This window comes from Acidovorax sp. NB1 (assembly GCF_005405905.1).
Taxonomy (GTDB): domain Bacteria; phylum Pseudomonadota; class Gammaproteobacteria; order Burkholderiales; family Burkholderiaceae_C; genus Acidovorax.
In genome coordinates this window covers 184,690-203,138 of sequence record NZ_BJHU01000026.1, presented here as the reverse complement: position 1 = coordinate 203,138, position 18,449 = coordinate 184,690, and the positions used below count along the sequence as shown (strand labels likewise).

Below are 18,449 nucleotides of genomic sequence, written 5' to 3'. Positions count from 1 at the left end.
CCATGTTGAGGCTCTGGGGCCGCCTGTCGTCCATCAACGTGCGCAAGGTCGTCTGGGCCGCGCAGGAGCTGGGCATTACGCTGCAGCGCACCGACGCGGGCGGCCAGTTTGGCATCGTGCGCGAGGCACGCTACCTGGGCCTCAACCCCAACGGCCTGGTGCCGTTGATCGAAGACGAAGACACGGGCGTGACGCTGTGGGAGTCCAACCCCATCGTGCGCTACCTGTGCGCCCGGCATTCGCCGGGCAACCTGTACCCCGAAGACCTGCCCACGCGTTTTGCCGCCGAACAGTGGATGGACTGGCAGCAGACCACGCTGAACCCCGCCGGGCGCGATGCATTCCTGCAGTGGATTCGCACGCCCGCCGCGCAGCGCAATGAGGCGCTCATTGCCGCATCGGTCGCCCTGACCGAGCCGCTGATGGCGATGCTGGATGCCCACCTGGCGCGCCAGCCCTTCATGGCGGGCGAGCGCTTCACCATGGCCGACATCCCGGTGGGCTGCGAAATCCACCGCTGGTGGGGCCTGCCCCAGGCGCGCCCCGCGCGGCCGCACCTGGAGCGGTGGTACAACACGGTCAGCACCCGCCCCGGCGCCCGGGGCGTACTGGACCAGCCACTTTCCTAAGCAGCCATGCACCAGCGCCCTTTCAAGCAGATCGACGTGTTCAGCGACCGCCCCGGCTACGGCAACCCCGTGGCCGTGGTGCTGGACGCCGACGGCCTCAGCGACAGCGACATGCGCCGCTTTGCTGCCTGGACCAACCTGTCGGAAACCACCTTTCTGATGCCTCCCACCGACGCCGGGCGCGCGGCCGGGGCCGACTACCGCCTGCGCATCTTCAGCCCCAATGGCGAGCTGCCCTTTGCGGGCCACCCCACGCTGGGCACCTGCCATGCCTGGTTGCAGGCGGGCAACACCCCGCGCCAAAGCGGCATGGTGATCCAGGAATGTGCGCTGGGCCTGGTGCGCATTGCGCACGCCGATGGCACCCTGGCCTTTGCGGCACCACCGCTCAAGCGCAGCGCGCCCAGCCCCGCGTTGGTGCCCCTGATTGCCAGTGCCCTGGGCCTGCGCCCGCAGCAGATTCTGGGCGCGCAGCTGCTCGACAACGGCCCGGTGTGGCTGGGCCTGCTGCTCGACAGCGCCGACACCGTGCTGGGCCTGCACCCCGACCACGCCCGCCTCAAGGACCTGGGCCAGGATGTGGGCGTGATCCACGTCAGCCCCACGGCCAGCAACACCAGCCAGCCGGGCGCCGTGGTGCGCGCCTTTGCCGCGCCCATGGGCAACCCCGAAGACCCCGTCACCGGCACCCTCAACGCCAGCCTCGCCGAGTGGCTGATTGCCGACGGCCTGGCCCCCCGCAGCTACCTGGTGGCCCAGGGCGAATGCCTGGGCCGTGCGGGCCGCGTACACATCCGCCAGGACGATGACCACCAGTTGTGGGTGGGCGGCCGCGCCGTCACCTGCATTGAAGGCACGGTGCTGCTATGAGCCCGCGCCGCCCTGCCCCACGCCCCAGCGGCTGATTAGACCTGGACCCCGCGCGCAACGCGGGCCGAGCCACCACAACCCATTCCCCACCGGGACGCCCCCGGTGAGCCCCCGGCGTGCCCGGCCCACCCCGCTTCACTGCTTTTTGTTTCCAAGGACCTGCCCACCATGCACCAACGCCCCTTCCAGCAAGTCGATGTGTTCACCGCCACGCCCTACCGTGGTAACCCCCTGGCCGTGGTGCTGGACGGCACGGGCCTCACCACCGAAGCCATGCAGGACTTCACCAACTGGACCAACCTGTCCGAGGCCACCTTCCTGCTGCCCCCCACCCCGGAAGGCCGCGCCGCCGGTGCCGACTACCGCGTGCGCATCTTCTGCCCCGGGCGCGAGCTGCCTTTTGCAGGCCACCCCACGCTGGGCAGCTGCCACGCCTGGCTGAAGGCCGGTGGGCAGCCCCAGGTCGCGGGCCAGGTGGTGCAGGAATGTGGCGTGGGCCTGGTCACGCTGCGGCAAGACGGCGAGCGCCTCGCGTTTGCCGCGCCGCCCCTCATCAAGAGCGGCCCGCTGGCCGAAGAGGACGTGGCGCTGATCGCGCGCGGCCTGGGCGTGGCGCGCAGCGACATCCTGCACCACGCCTGGTGCGACAACGGCCCCAACTGGCGCGGCGTGATGCTGGCGAGCAGCGAGCAGGTGCTGGCGCTGAAGCCGGACGCCAGCATCCTTGGCCAGCTGGACGTGGGCGTAGTGGGCCCGCGCGGCAAGGTGGGGGTGATTGGCAGCACCGACGCCGAGGGCATCGCCTTTGAAGTGCGCGCCTTCTTCCCCGGCAACAACGGCCTGGCCGAAGACCCCGTGACCGGCAGCCTGAACGCCGCGCTGGCGCAGTGGCTCATCGGCGCCGGGCTGGCCCCCGCTCAGTATGTGGCCGCCCAGGGCACCTGCCTGGGCCGCGCCGGGCGGGTGTACGTGCAGCAGGACGGCGACACGATCTGGGTGGGCGGCAGCTCGGTCACCTGCATGGCTGGCGAGGTGCTGCTGTGACGGCGCTCAGCCAGCCCCCCTGCGTGGACCACCTGGTCGTGCTGGCGGCCGACCTGGTCAGCGGCGTGGCCTGGTGCGAGCGCACGCTGGGCATCACCCCCACGGCAGGCGGCGAACACCCGCTGATGGGCACACACAACCGCATCTTCAACGTCGCAAGCCCGGCGCATCCGCGTGCCTACCTGGAGATCATTGCTATCAATTCAGGAGCTGCTACCACAATACCAGCGGGCGGAAGGCGCTGGTTTGACATGGATGACGCGGCCCTGCGGCAACAGGTGGCGCAACACGGCCCACAGCTCATCCACTGGGTGGCCAGCGTGCCCGATGTGGCCGAGCGCTGCGCCGCGCTGGCGGCGCTGGACGTGGAGCGCGGCGCCGTGATCACCGCCAGCCGCCCCACGCCCAACGGCTTGCTGCAGTGGCAGATCACGGTGCGCAGCGACGGCCTGCGCCTGATGGACGGCTGCCTGCCCACACTCATCCAGTGGGGCGCCGTGCACCCCTGCGACAGCTTGCCCGCAAGCGGCGTGCAGCTGCAGCAGCTCGCGCTGCAACACCCGCAGGCGGCCACGCTGCAGGCGGCGTGCGATGCCGTGGGCGTGGCGGCCTCCGTCCTTGTCGCGCCAGGTGCCACGCCCCGCCTCTCGGCGCAGCTGAGCACCCCCCGGGGCCCCGTCACCCTCACTTCGTCCATCCCCCAGGAGTAAATCGCCATGCTGTTTTCCTTGCAGGAGCTGCTGCTCTTTGCGCTCGCCGCCCTCGTGCTGGTGCTCACGCCCGGCCCCAACATGGTGTACTGCGTCTCGCGCAGCCTCACCCAGGGGCCCCGCGCCGGGCTCATTTCACTGACCGGCGTGGTGCTGGGTTTTGTTGTGCATCTGCTGGCAGCAGCGCTGGGCCTCACCGCCCTGCTGGCCGCCGTGCCGCTCGCGTTCGACGCCATCCGCTACGCCGGGGCCGCCTACCTGCTGTGGATGGCCTGGCAGGCCGTCAAACCGGGTGGCGCCGCGCCTTTTGAAGCGCGCAACCTGCCGCACGACAGCCCGCGCACGCTGTTCCTCATGGGCTTCATGACCAACCTGCTCAACCCCAAGGTGGCCATGTTCTACCTGTCGTTCTTCCCCCAGTTCCTGCACCCCGAGCGCGGCCAGCTGCTGCTGCAAAGCCTGACGTTGGGCGCGGTGCAGATCAGCACCAGCGCCGCCGTGAACGCACTGCTGGTGCTGGGCGCCGCGCGCGTGGCGCTATTCCTCAACCGCAACGCTGCCTGGATGCGTGCGCAGCGCTACTTCATGGGCACCGTGCTCGGTCTGCTCGCCCTCAAACTGTTGACTGAAAAGAAAGCCACCGCATGAACGCCCGCCTCGACCCCACCGCCCTGCTGCCCACCCTGGCCGACATCGAAGCCGCTGCCCAGGTGGTGTACCGCGACTTCCCCGCCACGCCCCAATACCGCTGGGCGCTGCTCAGCCAGCGCCTGGGCACCGACTGCTGGCTCAAGCACGAGAACCACACGCCCGTGGGCGCGTTCAAGATCCGGGGCGGCCTGACCTACTTCGATCAGCTCGCCCAACGCGGCGCGCTGCCCCAAGAGGTCATCAGCGCCACCCGCGGCAACCACGGCCAAAGCATGGGCTGGGCCGCGCGCCGCCACGGCGTGGCCTGCACCATCGTCGTGCCGCGCGGCAACTCGGTGGAGAAGAATGCCGCCATGCGCGCGCTGGGCGTCACGCTCATCGAACACGGCGACGACTTTCAGGAAGCGCGCGAACACGCCATCCAGTTGGCAGCCCAGCGCGGCGCCCACATGGTGCCCAGCTTCCACCCCGACCTGCTGCGCGGCGTGAGCACCTACTGGTGGGAATTTTTGCGCGCCGTGCCGCAGCTCGATGTGGTGTACGTGCCCATCGGCCAGGGTTCGGGCGCGTGCTCGGCCATTGCCGCCAAGCTGGCGCTGCAGCACCCGGTGCGCGTGGTCGGCGTGGTCAGCAGCCATGCCACCACCTATGCCGACTCGCTGGCCGCTGGCCGCGTGGTCGAGGCACCCGTCACCACCCAGCTCGCCGACGGCATGGCCTGCCGCGTGGCAGACGCCGAGGCCCTGGCCGTGCTGGCCCCGCACATCGACCACATCGTGCAGGTGAGCGACGCCGAAGTGGCCGACGCCATGCGCGCCCTGTTCACCGACACCCACAACGTGGCCGAAGGCGCAGGCGCAGCGGCCCTGGCGGCAGCCCTGCAGGAGCGCGATGCCCTGAAAGGCCAGAACGTGGGCCTGGCGTTGACGGGCGGCAACGTGGATGCGCCCATGTTTGCAAACACCCTCGCCAAGCACTGACAGTCTGCTGGACAATGCCCCTCGCACGGCCACCACCAAGGTGGCCGTGACATAACAAGAGAGGGAGTGTCCATGGCAAGCCAAGCACCGTCCGGCTATCGCTGGGGCCTGCGCGCAGTCATCGCGTTGCAGTGCCTGCTGATTCTCGCGTTCATCTACCGGGGGCTGTCCGCCCCCGGCCCCTTCGGGCCCCGCCTGCCCGCCATGCAGGGCGAGACGCTCTGGCTCGAAAGCCATGGCGCCTTCCACCAGTTCGACGCCGCAGGCCGGCGGCTGCAGCAGATTCCCCTGGGTGAGCTGAAGATTTCCGACAGCCCGACCAGCCTGCAGTTCACGCAGGCGCATGTGGCCTGGGTGCATGACGAAAGCCGTGTGGTGCGCTGCGACCTGCCACAGCGCCAGTGCCTGCCCGTAGAACTGGCCGGGCTGGACACCCGCCGGGGCTATCGCTGGGTGCGGGTGAGCGACGACGAGTCGGAGATCGTGGTCTCCGACGCCTCCGGGCACCGTGTGCTGGTGTACCGGCGCGACCCCATCACCGCGCGCTACGCCCTGGCGCGCACCGAGGCGCAGGGCATGCGCTTCCCCAACCAGACCCTGCAGGTGGGCGACGCACTGTGGGTGGCCAACACCAACCGCCACCAGATCGTGCAGCTGCGCACCGGCCCGGACGGCAAGACCATGGGGCAGCAGCACCCCATCGCCCACCCCGACCTGCGACCCGGGCGCGCGTTCCCGTTTGCCATGGCACAAGACCCGCGCGGGCAGCTGTGGGTGCTGGTGGCCAGCGTGGACATGCAAAACGCCGACCTGCTCATGATGAGCCCACAGCTCCAGCCCGAGCGGGTGATCCCCCTGGCCGCGAAGCAGGACCCGAACGCGATTGCGCTGTTCCAGCAGCACATGCTGATCACCGACATGAGCAACTTCCTGGTGCGCAGGCTGGACCTGCACGGGCGGGTGCTCGCGCCGTTTGGTGACGCCGACTTCCAGGCAGAGCTGGCGACGGCGCGCAACCAGGCCACCTGGTCGCGGCGCATGCCCACGCTGCTGCTGGGCAGCGTGGCGGTGCTCATGCTGGTGGCCCTGTGGCTGGCCTGGAAGGCGGGTGAGCTGCGGCAGCTCCAAGGCACCGCATGGCGAACCGACCCCGACGACGCCCCGCAGGACGAAACAGCCCCTGCGCCCATGGCCGCCGCCACAACCACCACCGCCCAAGATGCGGCCACCGCCACGCTGGCCGACGGCCCCCTCCCCATCCCACCCGGCCGGGTGACCATGGTCAAGGCGCTGCCCGGCAGCACCCGCACGCGCCGCCGCCTGTTGCTGGCCACCAGTGCCCTGGCACTGGGGGTCATGGGCGCCCTGCTGTACTGGATATGGCCCATGTTCTACCAGCACGACTGCGCCCCCGGCAAAGCTTGCCCTATGTGGCTGCCCTATGGCCTGGCAGTGCTGGCTCTGGTGCCAGCGATCGCGCCCCTGGCCCTGTGGCGCAGGCTGAAGGCGCTGGAAAGCATCCGCATCGGCACCGATGGCCAGCAGGTGCAGGCCCGCGTGGGTAACAAGCGCTACCAGGCTCCGGCGCACCAGGTCACCTGCACGCGCCAGCAGCTGCTGATCGGCCTGGGGGTGGTGCCACTGCGGCTCAACGGCCAGGCCCTGTTTGACGAAGCGCTGCTGCGCCGCGACTTCATCCACCGCCTGCCCCAGATGCAAATGCACAACAGCCCCTGGAGCGCCGGGCTGCTGGGCCACTGGTGGAAAAACGGTGGCTGGCAGGGGCGCGCTCTTGTCTTGGGATTCGGCGCCCTGTGTGTGCTGCTGGCGTGGTTGATGGTGGGGCTGCTGGTGCTGCGCGGGCTGTCGGCGTGGCTGGCCACGCTGCTCTGAGCCGGACAACATCCGGCTGCTGCAGCGCAGCATCCAAAACTCTCAAATTGATAGCACCGGTCGCACTAGCGACAAGCGCGCTGCGCCGGGTTGATCACAATCCGGCGCATGGGAACCCTCTACCTCGTGCGCCATGGCCAGGCCTCGTTTGGCGCAGAAAACTACGACCAGCTCAGCCCCGTTGGCCACCAGCAGGCGGTGCGGCTGGGCCAGTTCTGGCGCGAACGCGGCCAGCGCTTTGATGCCGTCATCACCGGCACGCTGCAGCGCCATGTGCAGACGCTGGACGGCATCGTGGAGGGCCTGGGCGCCGTCCCCGAGGCACTGCAGTTACCCAGCCTCAACGAATACGACAGCCACGCGCTGATCGCCGCCATCCACCCCCAGCCGCTGGGCCCCGCCGACACGCCCGAGCGCTACCGCGCGCACTTCCGCATCCTGTGCGACGCGCTGGCGCAGTGGATGGCCGGTGTCATCAGCCCCCAGGGCATGCCCAGCTGGAACGATTTTTCAGCCGGTGTGCGCAGCGCGCTTGACCATGTGCGCCACCACCACGCGGGCCAGAATGTGCTGCTGGTGAGCAGCGGCGGCCCCATCTCCACCGCCGTGGGCGAAGTGCTGGGCACCGCGCCCGAAGTAACGATTGCGCTGAACATGCGCATCCGCAACAGCGCGGTGACGGAGTTCACGATTGCGCCCAAGCGGTTGATGCTGCAGACGTTCAACACCCTGCCACACCTGAACGAGCTGGAGCATGCGGGGTGGGTGACACACGCCTGAGATTCTGAGGTTTTCAGGCCGTCTCCGCGCTATGGATAACGATTGATAGCTATATTTTTAATAGCGAATCAATCACCTGCCGCACAGCGGCAACCCGAGCAACCCACGGCCCGTGCCACCTGGCTGTTACAGCGGCCCCACACCGTCCACCAGGGTGGACAACGGCAGTGCCTGCAGTTCCTGCAGCAGCGCCACCAGTTGCTGCGCGGCAGCATCCACCACCGCCCGCCCCTTGTCGGCCGTGGCCGCAGCGGCATGGCCCACCGCCCCGGCCGGGTGGTAGTCCTGCATCTGCCAGCCCAGCTTGGCGGTTTTTCCGTTGCCCAGGATGGCGTAGCGCTCGGCGCGGTTCTGCGAGCTGGAGCGGAAGTTTTGCGCATGTTCCATGTGCACCGTGGCGGGTGCCAGGTGCAGCATCATCGATGTCTCGATCTCGCCCGCATGGATGCCAAAGCGGTGCTCCTGGGCGCTGAACTGGCCCGCCACCGCGTCGGGCAGCGGCAGGCTGAACCAGCTGGCGCTGTAGACGATGAGATCGCATCGCGTGCGCAGCTCGCGCGCCACGATGTCCATCACGCTCACCTGGCCGCCGTGGCCGTTGAACAGCAGCAGCTTCTTGATGCCCGCACGGGCCACACATTCGCCAAGCTCGGTCCACAGCGCGATCACCGTGGCGGGCGACAGCGTGAGCGTGCCGGGGAAGCGGATGTGCTCCGGGCTCAGGCCCACGTTCTGTGGCGGCAAGAACAGCACAGACAAGTCGGCGGGCAGTTGCGGCAACGCGGCATCAATCACGCCCTGCAGCAGCGTCGCATCCACCGACAGGGGCAGGTGCGGCCCATGCTGCTCAATGGCCGCCACGGGCAGCACGGCCACCACCTCTTCAGCCTGCCCGCTGGCCTTTAGCGCCGCGAAATCACGGGTGGACAAGTCGGCCCAGAAGCGGGAGGGCAAGGGAGTCAATGCGGCAGAAGTCATGCGTGCATGGTAGCGGCGCTGTTGGCGCCTGGGAAACTGCCAGCAGCGCCGCTAACATGCCACCATGACCCAAGACCTCTTCCGCCAAGACGCCTACCTGCGCGAATGCAGCGCCCACATCACCGCCACCGCCGATGCCGGCATCGTGCTGGACCAGACCGTGTTCTACCCCCTGGGCGGCGGCCAGGCCGGTGACAGCGGCGTGCTGGTGCTGGCAGACGGCACGCAGATCGCCATTGCCGACACCCGCAAGGGCAAGGACGCCGACGGCAACCCCACCAGCGACATCGTCCACATCCCCGCACCCGGGCAGGAAGAGCGTGTGGCGCAGCTCACGCCCGGTACGGCCGTCACCGCCCGCATCGACTGGGAACGCCGCCACCGCATGATGCGCCTGCACACCACCAGCCACCTGCTGTGCCACGTAGTGCCGCAGCTGGTCAACGGCTGCTCCATCACGCCCGACTACGCGCGCCTGGACTTTGCGATGACCGACCCGCTGGACAAGGAGCAGCTGACCGCCGCCATCGCCACCCTGGTGGCCGCCGCGCACCCGCTCACCGTGGCCTCGATCAGCGACGAAGAACTGGACGCCAACCCCGCCCTGGTCAAAAGCATGAGCGTGCAGCCGCCCCGGGGCACGGGGCGCATCCGCACCATCCGCATCGGCGGCGACGGCGACGCCCCGCTGATCGACCTGCAGCCCTGTGGTGGCACACATGTGGCCAATACGTCGGAGATTGGCGCCATCGTGGTGACGAAGATTGAAAAGAAAAGCGCCACCACCCGGCGGGTGGTGCTGGGCTTCGCCCAGTGAACGAAGCGAAAAGCGCTTTTCTTTGGTGCGGAATCATTTGCACGCAGTGCAAGAGAGGCCGCACCAAAAGCCTTGGCATCAACCACCACCCGCCGGATGGTGCTGGGCTTTGCCCAGTGAGCGAAGCGCAGAGCGCAGCACCCCACTGTCAACAATCTTGAACCACCCACCTCCACCTGTTGCAATGGCTTACCTCGGCTGACGCACTGCAGGGACAATAGCGGCTCGCGCGCGACCCCTCTGGTTTTTCGCCAGCCCCGGGGCTGCAGCGCCCACCCTAGCCTGCCGCCATGCCGATCTCCCTGCGCTCCGTCTCGTTTGCAACCCTGCGCCAGCACCGCTGGTTCCGCCCCGCCGTCCGCGCGCTGGCGGGTCTGATCGCCCTGTGGCTGGTCACCTGGCTCGCCATTCCACCGCTGATCAAGGGCCCGCTGGAGCGCATCGCGTCCGAGCAACTGGGGCGCACGGTGACCATTGGCGGCATCGACTTTCAGCCCTGGAGCCTCGAATTTGCGCTGCGTGACGTGGCCGTGGCGGGCGCCGACGGTGGGCCTCCGCAACTGACCATTGGCCGCATCTATGCCGATGGCGAGCTGCAATCGCTGTTTCGCCTGGCGCCCGTGGTGGACGCCTTCACCATCGACAACCCGGTGCTGCGCATCACCCACCTGGGCGATGGCCGATATGACGTGGACGACATCATCGCCAAGGTCACCGCGCCCAAGAACGACCCCGAGCCCGACACCGGCCCCGCGCGCCTGGCGCTGTACAACCTGGCGCTCACGGGCGGCAGCATCGACTTCATCGACAACACGGTCACCGAGACCCACGAGGTGCGCGCGCTGACGCTGAAGGTGCCGTTCATCAGCACCCTGCCCTCGCAGCGCGAGGTCAAGGTCGAGCCCCACCTGGCGTTCACGCTGGACGGCAGCCGGTTTGACTCCTCCGCCGAGGGCACGCCGTTTGCGCAGACCGGCAAAGCCGACGCGCAGATCCGGCTGGATGGGCTGAACCTGGCGCCCTACCTGGGCTACCTGCCCGCCAACCTGCCCGTGAAGGTGCAAAGCGCCACGCTGGATGCGGACGTGAAGGTGGCCTTTGAGCAGCACCCGCGCATGGCCGTGAAGCTGAGCGGCACCGTGCAAGCCAGCGGCGTGCGCATGGCCGACCGCCAGGGCGCCGACCTGCTGAGCTACGAGCGCCTGAAGATTGACATGGCCGATGTGCGCCCGCTGGAGCAGATCGTGCGCCTGCAGCATGTGGAGCTGACGGCGCCGGTGGTCACGGCCACGCGCGATGCGGCGGGCCAGATCAACCTGGCGCAACTGGCAGCGCCTGCGCAGGCTGCAACGCCCGCCAAGGGCAAGGCCACCACACCTGCAGCGCCAGCATCTGCCGACGCTGCATCTTCGCCACGGGCCAGCACCGCCTCCGCCCCTGCGGCCCCCGCCTCTGCGGGCAATGCCAAAGCCAAGGCCGCCGATCCCGCCTGGGCGGTCGAAGTGGCCACCGCCGCCGTGCGCGGCGGCACCCTGCGCTGGGCCGACGCCACCACGCGCCCCGCTGCAGCCCTGCAGGCCACGGAACTCACGCTGGAGGCCGCCGACATCGCCCTGCCTTTCGCCAAAGACAACGCCAAGCCCTTCACCTTCAAGGGCGGGCTCAACCTGCAGGGCAGCACGCTCAGCTTCACCGGCGAAGCCACAGACCAAAAGGCCCAGGTCAACACCACCCTGAACGCCCTGGCCCTGCAACTGGCTGCGCCCTACCTGGCCCAGTCGCTGGAGCCCACGGTGACCGGCCAGCTCAGCGGTGATGTGGGTGTGACCTGGCAAGCCCCCACGGGCGCAGCCGCACAAGCAGGCGCCACGGGTGTGACCCTCAAGGCGGGCCCCCTGGCGCTGGAGCAACTGGCCGTCAAGCAGGGCAAGACCACCTTGGCCAGCCTGGGCAAGCTGGAGATTGCAGGCGCCGAAGTGCCTCTGGACGCACGCACCGCCACACTGGAGCGGCTGGCCATCAGTCAGCCGCAACTGGCGGTGGAGCGCAGCGCGGACGGGCGCTGGATGTTTGAACGCTGGCTGAAAGCGGCACCCGCCGCGCAGGGCAGTGCCACCGCAGCCGCTGACTCAGCCCCCGCCAGCAACACCGCGCCCTGGAAGCTGCGCGTGGCCGATTTCTCGCTGCAGGGCGGCACCGTCTCGCTGGCCGACAACGCCCAGCCGCGCCCCGTGGCGCTGGACGTGACGGCCTTGGGCATCACCGCCCGCAACCTGTCCAGCGACGGCAGCAAGCCCGAGGCCTTCACACTCACCGCCCGCGCCGCCGCGCCGGGCAAGGGCAACAACAAGGCCGCGCCCGGCAAGATCAACTACCAGGGCACGCTGGCCCTGCAGCCCCTGGCCACCCAGGGCCAGCTCGACGCCACGCGCCTGCCGCTGCACGCGCTGGACGGCTACCTGGCCAGCCAGCTGTCAGTGGAGCTGCTGCGCGCCGACGTGGGCTACCGGGGCCAGGTGGCGCTGGCGCAGTCCGACAAGGGCGTCAGCCTGCGCCTGGCGGGTGATGCCGTGGTCGAAGACCTGCAGGCCAACAGCACGGCCGCCTTCACCCCCAAGACCGAGGCCCAGGTGGGCGAGGAACTGCTGGCCTGGAAGAGCCTGAGCCTGCGCGGCCTGGCTGTGGCCACCGCCCCCGGCGCCGCGCCGCGCGTGGAGGTCAAGGAAACCAGCCTGGTGGACTTTTTTGCGCGCGTTACCGTGAACGAGGTCGGCCGCATCAACCTGAGCGACATCGCCAAGACACCAGAAGAAGCCCGCGCCGCCAATGCCGCCAGCGCCTCGGCCAATACGCCCCCCGCCAGCACAGCGGCTGCGCCCGCAGCCACCGCAGCAGCATCTGCAGCCTCCGCCCCGGCCGCCGTCGCGCAAGTCAACCCGCTCGCGCCCGTGGTGCAGTTCGGCCCGGTGAGCCTGGTCAATGGCCGGGTGGCGTTCTCGGATTTTTTCATCAAGCCCAACTACGCGGCCAACCTCTCGGAGCTGACCGGCAAGCTGAGCGCGTTCTCGTCCCAGGCGCCCGGCGGCGATCCGGTGCTGGCCGACCTGGAACTGCGCGGCCGCGCCGAGGGCTCGGCCTCGCTCGAAATCACCGGCAAGCTCAACCCGCTGGCACAGCCCCTGGCGCTCGACATCACCGGCAAGGTGCGCGACCTGGAACTGCCCCCGCTCACGCCCTACGCCGTCAAGTACGCGGGCCACGGCATCGAGCGTGGCAAGCTCAGCGTAGACGTGAGCTACAAGGTGCTGCCCAGCGGCCAGCTCACCGCCAGCAACCGGCTGGTGCTCAATCAGCTGACCTTTGGCGAGCCCGTGGAGGGCGCCCCCAACAGCCTGCCGGTGAAACTGGCCGTCGCCCTTCTGGCAGACCGCAACGGCGTGATCGACCTGGACCTGCCCATCAGCGGCTCGCTCAATGACCCGCAGTTCCGCGTTGGCCCCGTGATCTTCAAGATCATCATCAACCTCATCGGCAAGGCGCTGACCTCGCCCTTCAGCCTGCTGGCCAGCGCCTTTGGTGGTGGCGAGGAAATGAACCATGTGCCCTTTGCGCCCGGCAGCGCCGCCCTCACGCCCGAGGCACAGCAGAGCCTGGACAAGGTGGCCAAGGCACTGGCCGACCGGCCCGCGCTCAAGATCACCGTGACCGGCACGGCCAGCCTGCCAGAAGAGCGCACAGGCCTGCAGCGCGAAAGCCTGCAGCAGCGGGTGCTGGCCGAAAAGCGCCGCGCCAACCCGGCGGACACCAGCCCCGTGTCGGCCGCCGAATACCCCGCCCTGCTCAAGGAGGTGTACCGCCGCGCCGACATGCCCAAGCCGCGCAACCTGGTCGGGCTGGCCAAGGAAATCACGGTGCCCGAGATGGAGGCCCTGCTGCTGGCCCACCAACCCGCCACCGAAGTCATGGCCGCCGAGCTGGCCACGCAGCGCGGCCAGGCGATCCGCACCTATCTGGTTGCGCAAAAGCTGCCCGTGGAACGGCTTTTTGTAGCGGCGCCCAAATCAGGCAAACAAGCCGAAAAGTGGACCCCGCGTGCGGATTTGAGCCTGGCCACACAATAGGCGGCTGGCTGGCGGAAGGATTCCGGGGAATCCCCTCCCGCCAGTCTGATCGCCCCGCAGGCAGAGCGCAGGGGCGCTGGAACCAAACCCGCCCCGCCCGCTCCCACACTGCACCATGCCTTCACGCCTGCTTCACCGCTTCGCAGCCACTCTTTTTTTTATAGCTGCAAGCGCTCTATGGACGGGCGCAAACGCCCAATTTAGCCCCAAAACCACCGGCCAGGGCACCAGCGTGGTCACCACGCCCTATGTGCGCGCCGAGCTGCTGGCGCATGCGCCGCAGGGCGTGGCGCCCGGCCAGCCGCTGTGGCTGGGCCTGCAGATCACCCACCAGCCCGAGTGGCACACCTACTGGAAAAACCCCGGCGACTCCGGCCTGCCCACCGACCTGGCCTGGACCTTGCCCGCCGGGCTGGACGCAGGCGAGATCGCCTGGCCCCTGCCCAAGAAGATCCCCATCGGCACGCTGGCCAACTATGGCTACGAAGGCACGGTGCTGCTGCCGGTGCCCGTGACGGTGGCTAGCACCTTCGCCCCCGGCCCTCTGGCCAAGGACGCGACGATCAAACTGCGCGCCTCGTGGCTGGTGTGCCGCAAGGAGTGCATCCCGGAAGAGGGTGAGTTCACGTTGCAGCTGCCCATTCAGAGCACCACCGCACTGAGCGGCGCTGCGTTTGAAGCCGCCTCCAAGGCGCATCCCCGGCCGGTGCTGGCGGGCACCAACGGCATCGTGCCCGACAGCCAGGCGCAGTTGGCCGCCGAGGGCAACACCCTGAACGTCAGCGTGCAGGGCCTGCCCGTGGCGCTGCGTGGCAAGACGCTCGACCTGTTCCCCGAAACCGCCGAGGTCATCGACAACGCCGCGCAGTGGAAGCAGAGCTGGAACGGCAGCGTGTGGACCGCGCAGATTCCCCTGTCCACCCAGCGCAGCGCCAGCCCCAGCCTGATGCCCGTGGTGCTGGCCGAGCAGGCAGCCCCAGGCCACGGCACCGGCCCCGACACCCGCACCGGCTACCGCGCCGAGCTGAAGGTGCTGGGCACCTGGCCCCAAGGCGTGTCGGTGGCTGCGGTGTCGCCCGCGCTGGAGGCCGCGCTCAAGGCCAATGCCGCACAGGCAGGCGGCGCGGCAACGCCGACCACAGGCTCTGGCGCCTCGCCCCTCACCCTCACCGCCGCGCTGCTGGGCGCCTTGTTCGGCGGGCTCATCCTCAACCTCATGCCCTGCGTGTTCCCGGTGCTGGCAATCAAGGTGGTGGGCTTTACCCAGCATGCGCAGGACCGGCGCGCGCACCGCATCAGCGGCGTCGCCTACACAGCAGGCGTCGTGCTGTCGTTCATCGCGCTGGGTGCGCTCATGCTGGGCCTGCGTGCGGCGGGCGAGGCAGTGGGCTGGGGCTTTCAATTGCAATCGCCCGCCGTGGTCGCATCGCTCGCGGCGCTGTTCACGCTGATCGCGCTCAACCTAGCGGGTGTGTTCGAGTTCGGGCATTTCCTGCCGTCTTCCGTGGCCAGCCTGCAGGCGCGCCACCCGGTGGCCGACAGTTTTCTCACCGGTGTGCTGGCGGTGGCCGTGGCATCGCCCTGCACCGCGCCGTTCATGGGCGCGTCGCTGGGCCTTACTGCCACGCTGCCAGCGCCCCAGGCGCTGGCCGTGTTTGCGGCGCTGGGGCTGGGGCTGGCGCTGCCGTATCTGGCGGCCAGCTTTGTGCCCGCCGTGGCGCGCGCCCTGCCCCGCCCCGGCGCGTGGATGGACACCTTCCGCAAGCTCATGGCCTTCCCCATGTTGGCCACGGTGGTCTGGCTGGTGTGGGTGCTGGGCCAGCAAAGCGGCATCGACGGCGCGGGTGCGCTGCTGATCCTGCTGGTGGGGCTGTCGCTGGTGGTGTGGGCCCTGTCGCTGGCCGGGCGTGCGCGGGTGTGGATGGCCAGCGTGTCCATCGCGGCGATGGCCTTGCTGGTCTGGTCTTTTGCGCCGCACATCACCAACGTGCCCACCACGCAAAGCGCGACCCAGGCATCCTCTGCCACCGGCTGGCAGCCCTGGGCACCCGGCGCGGCCGAGCAGATCGTGGCCGGGGGCCGCCCTGTGTTTGTGGACTTCACCGCCGCCTGGTGCGTGACCTGCCAGTACAACAAGAAGACCACGCTGGCCGACGCCAACGTGCTCGCCGACCTGCAGACCAAAAACGTCGCCCTGCTGCGCGCCGACTGGACGCGCCGCGACCCTGCCATCACCGCCGCCCTGGCATCGCTGGGCCGCAACGGCGTGCCTGTGTACGTGTTCTACCGCCCTGGCAAACCGCCGGTGGTGCTGACCGAAGTGCTCAGCGTGGACGAGGTGCGCGCCACCATTGCCCAGCTGTAGCCCGCCCTGCTTTCGACCACCCGCCAACCCCTTCAGGAGACCCTGCCATGAAGCTGCTTCGCCGTACGTTGATCGCCACCGCCGCCCTCGTCGCCCTGGGCGCCCAGGCCGCTGCCACCGTGGGCCAGCCCGCGCCCGACTTCACGCTGAAAGACATCAGCGGCAAAACCGTGCGCCTGTCGGACTTCAAGGGCAAACACGTGGTGCTGGAATGGACCAACCCCGGCTGCCCCTTTGTGCGCAAGCACTACGACAGCGGCAACATGCCCGCCACGCAAAAAGACGCCACCGGCAAAGGCGTAGTGTGGCTGTCCATCAACTCCACCGAAAAAGCCAGCAGCGACTACCTGGAGCCCGCCAAGCTCGCAGCCTGGAAGACCGAGCGCAAAGCCGCCCCCACCGCCGTGCTGATGGACGAAGAAGGCACCGTGGGCAAGAACTACGGCGCGCGCACCACGCCGCACATGTACATCGTCAACCCGCAGGGCATGCTGGTGTATGCAGGCGGCATCGACAGCATCCCCTCGGCCCGCCCGGCCGACATCGAAAAGGCCACCAACTATGTGAAGGTGGGGCTGGCCGAGGCACTGGCGGGCAAGCCGATTTCGGCGGCGACGACGGCGCCGTATGGGTGCAGCATCAAGTACAAGTCGCCGGCCTGACCCTCCGCTGCAAACCCGAGGGCATGCGTACACTGTTTGCATGCTCCACACCCCCGACACCATCAGCACCCTGCGCCACCTGCTCACCGCCTGCCGCACCATTGCGGTGGTGGGCCTGTCGCCGCAGTGGCACCGCCCCAGCTACTTTGCCGCCAAGTACATGCAGGCGCATGGCTACCGCATCGTGCCGGTCAACCCGCTGGTGGCACGTGAGGGCGGGCAGATCCTGGGCGAGACGGCCTACGCCAGCGTGACCGAAGCGGCCGCAGCGCTGGCAGCGCAGGGCCAGAAGATCGACATGGTGGACTGCTTTCGCAAGAGTGAGGACATCCCGCCACTGGCCGAGGAGGCCGTCACCATCGGCGCACAGTGCCTGTGGCTGCAGCTGGGCGTGTTCAACGAGGCCGCAGGCCAGCGCGCCGAGGCTGCCGGGCTGCAGGTGATCCAGAACCGCTGCGTGAAGATCGAACACGCGCGGCTGTTTGGTGGCCTGGGCTGGATGGGCGTGAACACACGCGTGATCAGCGCCAAGCGCTTGCGGCAGCTGCCTTACTAGCAATTTGATAGCTGCAACCGCTTATCCATAGCGCGGAAACGGCCATTTTTTCTTCAAAAAACCATGTCTTCCAACCCACCCTCCGGCGCCGACCGCGCCTTTGGCTTTGGCACCCGTGCCATCCACGCCGGTGCCCAGCCCGACCCGGTGACCGGCGCGCGTGCCACGCCCATCCACCAGACAACCAGTTTTGTCTTCGACAACGCCGAACACGCGAGCAGCCTGTTCAACCTGCAGACCTTTGGCAACGTCTACAGCCGCATCAGCAACCCCACGGTGGCGGTGTTGGAGGAGCGCATCGCCAGCCTCGAAAACGGCCGCGCGGCCCTGGCCTGCGCCAGCGGCATGGCGGCGCAGATGGCGGCACTGCTGGCTATCCTGAAGACCGGTGACCACATCGTGGCGGCCAGCACGCTCTACGGCGGCACGGTGGGGCAGCTGGGCGTGGGCTTCAGCCGCCTCGGCATCGAAACCACCTTTGTGGACCCTGCCGATCCCGAGAACTTTGCGCGCGCCATGCGCCCCAACACCCGCGCCGTGTATGGCGAGACCATCGGCAACCCGCTGGTCAACGTGCTCGACGTCGCGGCCGTGGCCGAGGTGGCGCATGCGCACGGCGTGCCGCTCATCATCGACAACACGGTGGCCAGCCCGTACCTGTGCAACCCGCTGGCCCTGGGCGCCGACATCGTGGTGCACAGCGCCACTAAGTACATCGGCGGCCACGGCACCACCATGGGCGGCGTGGTGGTGGAGGGTGGCAAGTTCCCGTGGGACAACGGCAAGTTCCCCGAGATGGTGGAGCCCAGCCGCGCGTACCACGGCGTGAAGTTCTACGAGACCTTTGGCGACTTTGGCTACACGATGAAGGCGCGCATGGAGGTCAACCGTACCTTTGGCGGCGTGCTCTCGCCCATGAACGCATGGCAACTGCTGCAGGGCGCCGAAACCCTGCACCTGCGCATGCGCGAGCACTGCCGCAACGCGCTGGCCGTGGCGAAGTTTTTGCAGAGCCACCCGCAGGTGGCGTGGGTCAACTACCCCGGCCTGGCCGATTCGCCGTATTTCGACCTCGCGCAAAAGCAATTCCGCGCGGTGGATGGCACACCGGGCGCATCGGGCATCCTCACGTTTGGCGTGAAGGGGGGCGCTGCGGCGGGCGAGAAGTTCATCGACGCCTGCGAATTCTTGAGCCACCTCGCCAACATCGGCGACGCGAAGACGCTGGTGATCCACCCCGCATCGACCACACACCGGCAGCTCAATGAAGAAGAGCTGGCCCGCGCGGGTGTGAGCGCGGACATGGTGCGTTTGTCGGTAGGCATTGAGGACCTGGACGACATCCTGTGGGACATCGACCAGGCGCTGGGGCGCAGGTAACTCTGTGGCAGCA

The 18,449-nt window shown here is 68.7% G+C and carries 15 protein-coding genes; 14 read left to right on the top strand and 1 reads right to left on the bottom strand.

The features are described 5' to 3' along the window. Window positions 1-2 precede the first annotated feature (2 nt). The 8 genes from AvAM_RS14000 to AvAM_RS13965 all read left to right on the top strand — a co-directional run bounded on the left by AvAM_RS14000 (window position 3) and on the right by AvAM_RS13965 (window position 7,557). Entirely contained in the window at window positions 3-629 is a 627-nt protein-coding gene (locus AvAM_RS14000; protein WP_137747630.1) for a glutathione S-transferase, read from the top strand. Between the two features lie 6 nt (window positions 630-635). Next, window positions 636-1,499 (top strand): PhzF family phenazine biosynthesis protein, encoded by an 864-nt coding sequence (locus tag AvAM_RS13995; protein WP_137747629.1) that lies wholly within the window; start codon window positions 636-638, stop codon window positions 1,497-1,499. A gap of 168 nt (window positions 1,500-1,667) precedes the next feature. Then, entirely contained in the window at window positions 1,668-2,543 is an 876-nt protein-coding gene (locus tag AvAM_RS13990) for a PhzF family phenazine biosynthesis protein (protein ID WP_137747628.1), read from the top strand. A gap of 23 nt (window positions 2,544-2,566) precedes the next feature. After that, a complete protein-coding gene (locus AvAM_RS13985; protein WP_249368140.1) occupies window positions 2,567-3,253 on the top strand; it encodes a VOC family protein in 687 nt (228 codons plus the stop codon). 6 nt (window positions 3,254-3,259) lie between these two features. Continuing rightward, window positions 3,260-3,901 (top strand): LysE family translocator, encoded by a 642-nt coding sequence (locus AvAM_RS13980; protein WP_137747627.1) that lies wholly within the window; start codon window positions 3,260-3,262, stop codon window positions 3,899-3,901. Beyond that, on the top strand, window positions 3,898-4,884 hold the full coding sequence (locus AvAM_RS13975) for a threonine dehydratase (protein ID WP_137747626.1): 987 nt from the start codon (window positions 3,898-3,900) through the stop codon (window positions 4,882-4,884). Before AvAM_RS13980 ends, AvAM_RS13975 begins: the two co-directional genes overlap by 4 nt. 72 nt (window positions 4,885-4,956) lie before the next feature. Beyond that, entirely contained in the window at window positions 4,957-6,777 is a 1,821-nt protein-coding gene (locus tag AvAM_RS13970; protein WP_137747625.1) for a hypothetical protein, read from the top strand. Window positions 6,778-6,885: 108 nt separating this feature from the next. Next, window positions 6,886-7,557 carry a histidine phosphatase family protein gene (locus tag AvAM_RS13965; protein ID WP_137747624.1) on the top strand — a complete coding sequence of 224 codons (672 nt, stop codon included), beginning with the start codon at window positions 6,886-6,888 and terminating at the stop codon, window positions 7,555-7,557. A gap of 126 nt (window positions 7,558-7,683) precedes the next feature. Here AvAM_RS13965 and AvAM_RS13960 read toward each other — a convergent pair whose 3' ends face one another. Continuing rightward, a complete protein-coding gene (locus AvAM_RS13960) occupies window positions 7,684-8,535 on the bottom strand; it encodes a creatininase family protein (RefSeq protein WP_137747623.1) in 852 nt (283 codons plus the stop codon). A 64-nt stretch (window positions 8,536-8,599) separates the two neighbouring features. Here AvAM_RS13960 and AvAM_RS13955 point away from each other — a divergent pair, with 64 nt between their 5' ends. From AvAM_RS13955 to AvAM_RS13930, 6 genes are all read left to right on the top strand, one after another. Further along, the gene (locus tag AvAM_RS13955) at window positions 8,600-9,352 is read left to right on the top strand and encodes an alanyl-tRNA editing protein (protein ID WP_137747622.1); all 753 of its coding nucleotides are present in this window, start codon (window positions 8,600-8,602) and stop codon (window positions 9,350-9,352) included. A 290-nt stretch (window positions 9,353-9,642) separates the two neighbouring features. Continuing rightward, a complete protein-coding gene (locus AvAM_RS13950) occupies window positions 9,643-13,473 on the top strand; it encodes a DUF748 domain-containing protein (protein ID WP_137747621.1) in 3,831 nt (1,276 codons plus the stop codon). A 115-nt stretch (window positions 13,474-13,588) separates the two neighbouring features. Beyond that, window positions 13,589-15,838 carry a protein-disulfide reductase DsbD gene (locus AvAM_RS13945; RefSeq protein ID WP_249368138.1) on the top strand — a complete coding sequence of 750 codons (2,250 nt, stop codon included), beginning with the start codon at window positions 13,589-13,591 and terminating at the stop codon, window positions 15,836-15,838. A gap of 47 nt (window positions 15,839-15,885) precedes the next feature. After that, window positions 15,886-16,500, top strand: coding sequence for a thioredoxin family protein (locus AvAM_RS13940; RefSeq protein ID WP_137747619.1), 615 nt, complete (start codon window positions 15,886-15,888; stop codon window positions 16,498-16,500). Window positions 16,501-16,540: 40 nt separating this feature from the next. Next, complete coding sequence (locus AvAM_RS13935) at window positions 16,541-17,056, top strand: CoA-binding protein (protein ID WP_137747618.1); 516 nt, start codon at window positions 16,541-16,543, stop codon at window positions 17,054-17,056. 63 nt (window positions 17,057-17,119) lie between these two features. Then, the gene (locus AvAM_RS13930) at window positions 17,120-18,436 is read left to right on the top strand and encodes an O-acetylhomoserine aminocarboxypropyltransferase/cysteine synthase family protein (protein ID WP_137747617.1); all 1,317 of its coding nucleotides are present in this window, start codon (window positions 17,120-17,122) and stop codon (window positions 18,434-18,436) included. The last annotated feature ends 13 nt before the right edge of the window (window positions 18,437-18,449 follow it).